This is a genomic window from Rhodoferax sp. (assembly GCF_028689295.1).
In the GTDB taxonomy this organism is placed as follows: Bacteria; Pseudomonadota; Gammaproteobacteria; order Burkholderiales; family Burkholderiaceae_C; genus Rhodoferax.
In genome coordinates this window covers 1-4,697 of the sequence record NZ_JAQTWL010000050.1, presented here as the reverse complement: position 1 = coordinate 4,697, position 4,697 = coordinate 1, and the positions used below count along the sequence as shown (strand labels likewise).

At 61.1% G+C, this 4,697-nt stretch carries 6 protein-coding genes; all 6 read right to left on the bottom strand.

The window, feature by feature from the left end; translation table 11 throughout:
* A partial coding sequence (locus PHF15_RS16505; RefSeq protein WP_300122914.1) for a carbonic anhydrase occupies positions 1-201 on the bottom strand: 201 nt, incomplete at its 3' end.
* Between the two features lie 11 nt (positions 202-212).
* The gene (locus PHF15_RS16500) at positions 213-1,007 is read right to left on the bottom strand and encodes a peptidylprolyl isomerase (protein ID WP_300122912.1); all 795 of its coding nucleotides are present in this window, start codon (positions 1,005-1,007) and stop codon (positions 213-215) included.
* Between the two features lie 10 nt (positions 1,008-1,017).
* The gene (gene narI / locus PHF15_RS16495) at positions 1,018-1,752 is read right to left on the bottom strand and encodes a respiratory nitrate reductase subunit gamma (protein ID WP_300122909.1); all 735 of its coding nucleotides are present in this window, start codon (positions 1,750-1,752) and stop codon (positions 1,018-1,020) included.
* The gene (narJ, locus tag PHF15_RS16490) at positions 1,749-2,468 is read right to left on the bottom strand and encodes a nitrate reductase molybdenum cofactor assembly chaperone (protein WP_300122907.1); all 720 of its coding nucleotides are present in this window, start codon (positions 2,466-2,468) and stop codon (positions 1,749-1,751) included. The genes narI and narJ overlap by 4 nt, the downstream gene beginning before the upstream one ends.
* Before the next feature lie 2 nt (positions 2,469-2,470).
* Positions 2,471-3,994: a nitrate reductase subunit beta gene (gene narH, locus PHF15_RS16485; RefSeq protein ID WP_300122906.1), complete on the bottom strand. Its 1,524-nt coding sequence runs from the start codon at positions 3,992-3,994 to the stop codon at positions 2,471-2,473.
* Positions 3,995-4,225: 231 nt separating this feature from the next.
* The coding region (locus tag PHF15_RS16480; RefSeq protein ID WP_300122902.1) for a molybdopterin dinucleotide binding domain-containing protein at positions 4,226-4,697 on the bottom strand (472 nt) is incomplete at its 5' end.

The window sequence follows — 4,697 nt, the reverse complement described above, 5'->3', positions numbered from 1 at the left end:
CACCAGAAACAGCTCGCCCGGACCCATGCCGGTCAGCATGTAGGGCACCAGGCGCGAGTCCGAGCAGCCGATGAAAAGAATGGTGGGGTGCTGACCCTCTGCAATCAGGGTCTGGAACTGCTCCTGCACACCCGGGAAGGTGTGGTCGTGAAAGCGCCGGATACGCGCCAGCAATTCATCAGGCACTGCAGCAGACGGCATCTTGGGTAGACCTATTGCACCAGCGGTGTGTCGGCGGCTTCCAGGTCCACGCCCTGAACAATCGCTTCGCCCGCCAGCAGACTCAGGTACTGACGCAGCGCGGTCACAAAGGTCTGCTGTTTCAGCGTCATGCGTACCGCGCCGTGCACCGACTCGAAGGGCTGGGCCACGCCGGCCTCACGCCCCATGACCTCCACCACATGCAAGCCGAAACGGCTGTGCACCAGGCGCGGCAGCACACCCACCTCGGCGTGGCCAAACAGTTCCTTGGCAAACTCGGGTGCGCAGTCGCTGGTGGTCAACCAGCCCAGTTGGCCGCCTTCGGCGCCGCTGGGGCAGTTGGACAAGGTCTTGGCAGCCTTGGCAAACGCGTCGTTGGTGTTGTTGCTGTCAAAGCAGCGCACATTGAGCAGCGTGCCTTCGGCTTGCTTGCGCAGGGCATTCAGGTCCACCCCTGGCGTGACCGCGAACAGGATGTGGCGCACATGGACACGCTCACCGGTGGTGTAGTGGCTCGTCTGGTTGGCCGCGTGGTGGCGCCGGCAGGCTTCCTCGGAGGGCTCAGGCACCAGCAGTTCCTGTTCCAGCAGGGTCTCGATGGCGACGGATGCCGCCTCGCTGGTAACACCGTCGGTGCTGGGCGCGTCATGGGCGTCGAGCAGGCCCTTTTGCATGGCGGTCTGACGCAACAATTCGGCGTAAGCGCGCTGGCGCAATTCGTCGGCGGTCAGGGCGTCACCGGCGGTGTGAAGCGCCACACCGTTGATGCTGGCCACCGGGGTTTCGGCAAGGGTAGTGGATTGCATGGTGGTCACCTTAAACACCCGCGCCAGGGCGCCGTGGCTGATTTTGTCCGGCGGGCACATTCAGGCGCCGGGCGCGCACCACCTGGTAGGGGCGCAGCAGGTAAGTCACTGAGGCAAAGCCGCTCCAGACGTGCACCAGGCGGGTGAACGGGAAGATAAAGAAAATGCTCATGCCAAGGAACATGTGCGCCTTGAAGATGAAGCCGGCGTCAGTCAACAGTGCCACCGCACCCGGCTGGAAGGTCACGATGGCTTGTGCCCAGCCCGCCAGTTTCATCATCATGCTGCCGTCCAGGTGTTGACCTGACAGCGGCACGGTGGCCAGACCCAGCGCCAGTTGCAGCCACAGCAGCACCAGCAGCACGATGTCGCTGGTCTTGGAGTTGATACGGATGCGCGGCTCGGTCAGGCGGCGGTTCAACAATATGGTGACACCAATGAAACCCAGCAGGCCGGCCAAGCCGCCGCTGATCATGGCCATGAGTTGTTTGTCACCGGCACTGATGAAGTGCTCGTAGACAAAGTGCGGTGTCAGCATGCCGAAGGTGTGGCCAAAGAACAGGAACAACACGCCAATGTGGAACAGGTTGCTGCCCCAGCGCAGTTGCCCCATTTTCAGCATTTGCGACGAGTCGCTTTTCCAGGTGTACTGGTCGCGGTCGAAGCGGATCAGGCTGCCGAGCACGAAGACGGCGAAGGCGATGTAGGGGTAGACGCCAAACAAGAGATAGTCAAGGGTGTTCATAGTGGGGCTCCAGCGGTTGCGGTCGCGCTTTGACGGGCTTTGGCCGCATCGGTTTTAACAAAATGAATGGGTTGGGGTTGATCGGGCCGGGTCTGTCCCTTGACGGAGCAACCATCAAACACCACCGGTTCTTCCCAAGCGGTGTCCAGTGGCTCATCGGCCACGATCTTGACCGGGTGCGCCTTTTCGCCACTGAGCTCCAGCAGTGCGCCCAGCACACTGGCGTAGGCGCTGTTGCGCTGTTGCAGGGCGTTGAAAATGGCATTAAAAATGTGCGCCATTTCGCCCAGAAAGGCGCGCGCCTCCTTGGGGGGCTGGGTCGACACAAATTCAAGCACCACCGGTAGGTAGTCCGGCATCTCGTCGGGGCCAAGGAACAGGCCGGCTTTTTCGTAGGTCTGGGCCAGGTCGATCATGGCCGGGCCACGGTCGCGCGAGTCGCCATGCACATGTTCGAACAGGTGCAGCGAAGTGGCGCGGCCGCGGTCAAAGACCTCGACGTACTCAGCCTCATTCTCAAGCGCATTGCCACATGCCAGGCTGTTGATGAGTGCGTCAAGTTCGTCCAGGCGCGCCGGGGCGATGGCTTTTTCGGACAACAGCGCCTGGCGCATGTCATTCAGGTCGCCGCGCAGTTGTGCGTCCGGGTAGGACAGCAGCCGCGCCAGCACGCGCAGGCTCAAAGAAGCAGGAGCAGGGTTGGAAAACAGGCTCATGATCAGACCTCCGCCTGGATGGGAATGGTGCGGCGTTTGCTGCCACCAAACAGGCTGCTTTCGCTGGCGCCGTCCGAGCAGCCGTTGCCAAACGAGAAGCCGCAGCCGCCGCGCACGTCAAAGGTGTTTTCGGCGTATTCGCGGTGTGTGCTGGGGATGACAAAACGGTCTTCGTAGTTGGCAATGGCCATCACCTGGTACATCTCCTCGACTTCCAGCGTGGTCATTTGCACTTGTTCCAGCGCCGCCATGTTGGGTTTGCCATCCACGTGTTTGCCGCGCTGGTAAGCGCGCATGGCGAGCATGCGCTCCAGCGCCCGCTCGACGGGCATGGTGTCACCCGCGGTGAGCAGATTGGCCAGGTACTTGACCGGAATGCGCAGTTGCTTGACGTCGGGGATTTCACCGTTGATGCCAATGTTGCCGGCGTTGGCTGCGGCGCTGATGGGGGAGAGCGGTGGCACATACCAGACCATCGGCAAGGTGCGGTACTCGGGGTGCAAGGGCAGGGCGACTTTCCACTCCACCGCCATCTTGTAGACCGGGCTCTTGCGGGCGGCTTCCATCCACTTGTCGGGAATGCCGTCGATGCGCGCCTGCTCAATCACTTTGGGGTCGTTCGGATCCAGGAAGATGTCAAGCTGGGCCTGGTACAGGTCACGGTCATGTTCTACGCTGGCGGCCTCCTGGATGCGGTCGGCGTCATACAGCAGCACGCCCAGGTAACGGATGCGCCCGACACAGGTCTCGGAGCACACCGTGGGCTGGCCGGCCTCAATGCGCGGGTAGCAGAAGATGCACTTCTCGGCCTTGCCGGACTTCCAGTTGTAGTAAATCTTTTTGTAGGGGCAGCCGCTGATGCACATGCGCCAGCCGCGGCACTTGTCCTGGTCGATCAGCACAATGCCGTCTTCCTCGCGCTTGTAAATGCTGCCCGACGGGCAGGATGCCACGCACGCCGGGTTCAGGCAGTGCTCGCACAGGCGCGGCAGGTACATCATGAAGGTGTTTTCAAACTGGCCGTAGATGTCCTTCTGGATGTCGTCGAAGTTCTTGTCCTTGCTGCGCTTGGAAAACTCGCCGCCCAGAATTTCTTCCCAGTTCGGGCCCCAGACAATTTTCTCCATGCGTTTGCCGGTGATCAGGCTGCGCGGACGGGCCGTGGGTGCGGCCTTGGACTCGGGCGCCGATTGCAGGTGGGCGTAGTCAAAGGTGAAGGGCTCGTAGTAGTCGTCGATTTGCGGCAGGTTCGGGTTGGCGAAGATGCGCATGAGCAGTTTCCACTTGGCGCCCTGGCGCGGCTCGATCTTGCCGTCGGCCTTGCGAATCCAGCCGCCGTTCCACTTGTCCTGGTTTTCCCATTCCTTGGGGTACCCAATGCCGGGCTTGGTCTCGACGTTGTTGAACCAGGCGTATTCCATGCCGGGGCGGCTGGTCCAGACATTTTTGCAGGTGACAGAGCAGGTGTGGCAACCAATACATTTGTCCAGGTTCAGCACCATGCCGATTTGTGCGCGAATTTTCATTTCAAATCTCTCTTTCATTCATCAAAACAGTTGAACCCATCAACCATGAAATGACCCCGACAACGGCTAGCAGCGTGCGTTGGGTGTCTGACGTAGCGAAATAAAGGAGGAGGCACGGTCGCAGACCGAGCCGGGGGACATTCGCGGAGTTGGATACCCGACGTACGCTGCGGGTAAGCCAGCCCCCATCCCTACCTTCCCCCAGGGGGAGAAGGAGTAAGGCAGCGCGGTTCATGCTGCAGTTCCCTCTTCGTCCAGCCAGTCCACCTTGGCCATCTTGCGCACCACCACAAACTCGTCGCGGTTGGTGCCGATGGTGCCGTAGTAGTTGAAACCGTAGCTGAACTGGGCGTAGCCGCCAATCATGTGGGTCGGTTTGAGCACAATGCGGGTGACCGAGTTGTGGATGCCGCCGCGCACCCCGGTGATTTCCGAGCCGGGAGTGTTGATGATCTTCTCCTGCGAGTGGTACATCAGCGTCATGCCGGGGTTGACACGCTGGCTCACCACGGCGCGGGCCGCAATGGCGCCGTTGATGTTGAAGACTTCGATCCAGTCGTTGTCCTCAATACCAGCGCTCTTGGCGTCGTCTTCACTCAGCCAGACCACGCTGCCACCGCGGTTCAGCGTGAGCATCATCAGGTTGTCACTGTAGGTGGAGTGAATGCCCCACTTCTGGTGCGGCGTGATGAAGTTCAGCGCA

Coding starts and splice junctions, on each gene's coding strand:
- PHF15_RS16500 (WP_300122912.1), bottom strand. CDS start 1,007: ATGCAATCCACTACCCTTGCCGAAACCCCGGTGGCCAGCATCAACGGT.
- narI (WP_300122909.1), bottom strand. CDS start 1,752: ATGAACACCCTTGACTATCTCTTGTTTGGCGTCTACCCCTACATCGCC.
- narJ (WP_300122907.1), bottom strand. CDS start 2,468: ATGAGCCTGTTTTCCAACCCTGCTCCTGCTTCTTTGAGCCTGCGCGTG.
- narH (WP_300122906.1), bottom strand. CDS start 3,994: ATGAAAATTCGCGCACAAATCGGCATGGTGCTGAACCTGGACAAATGT.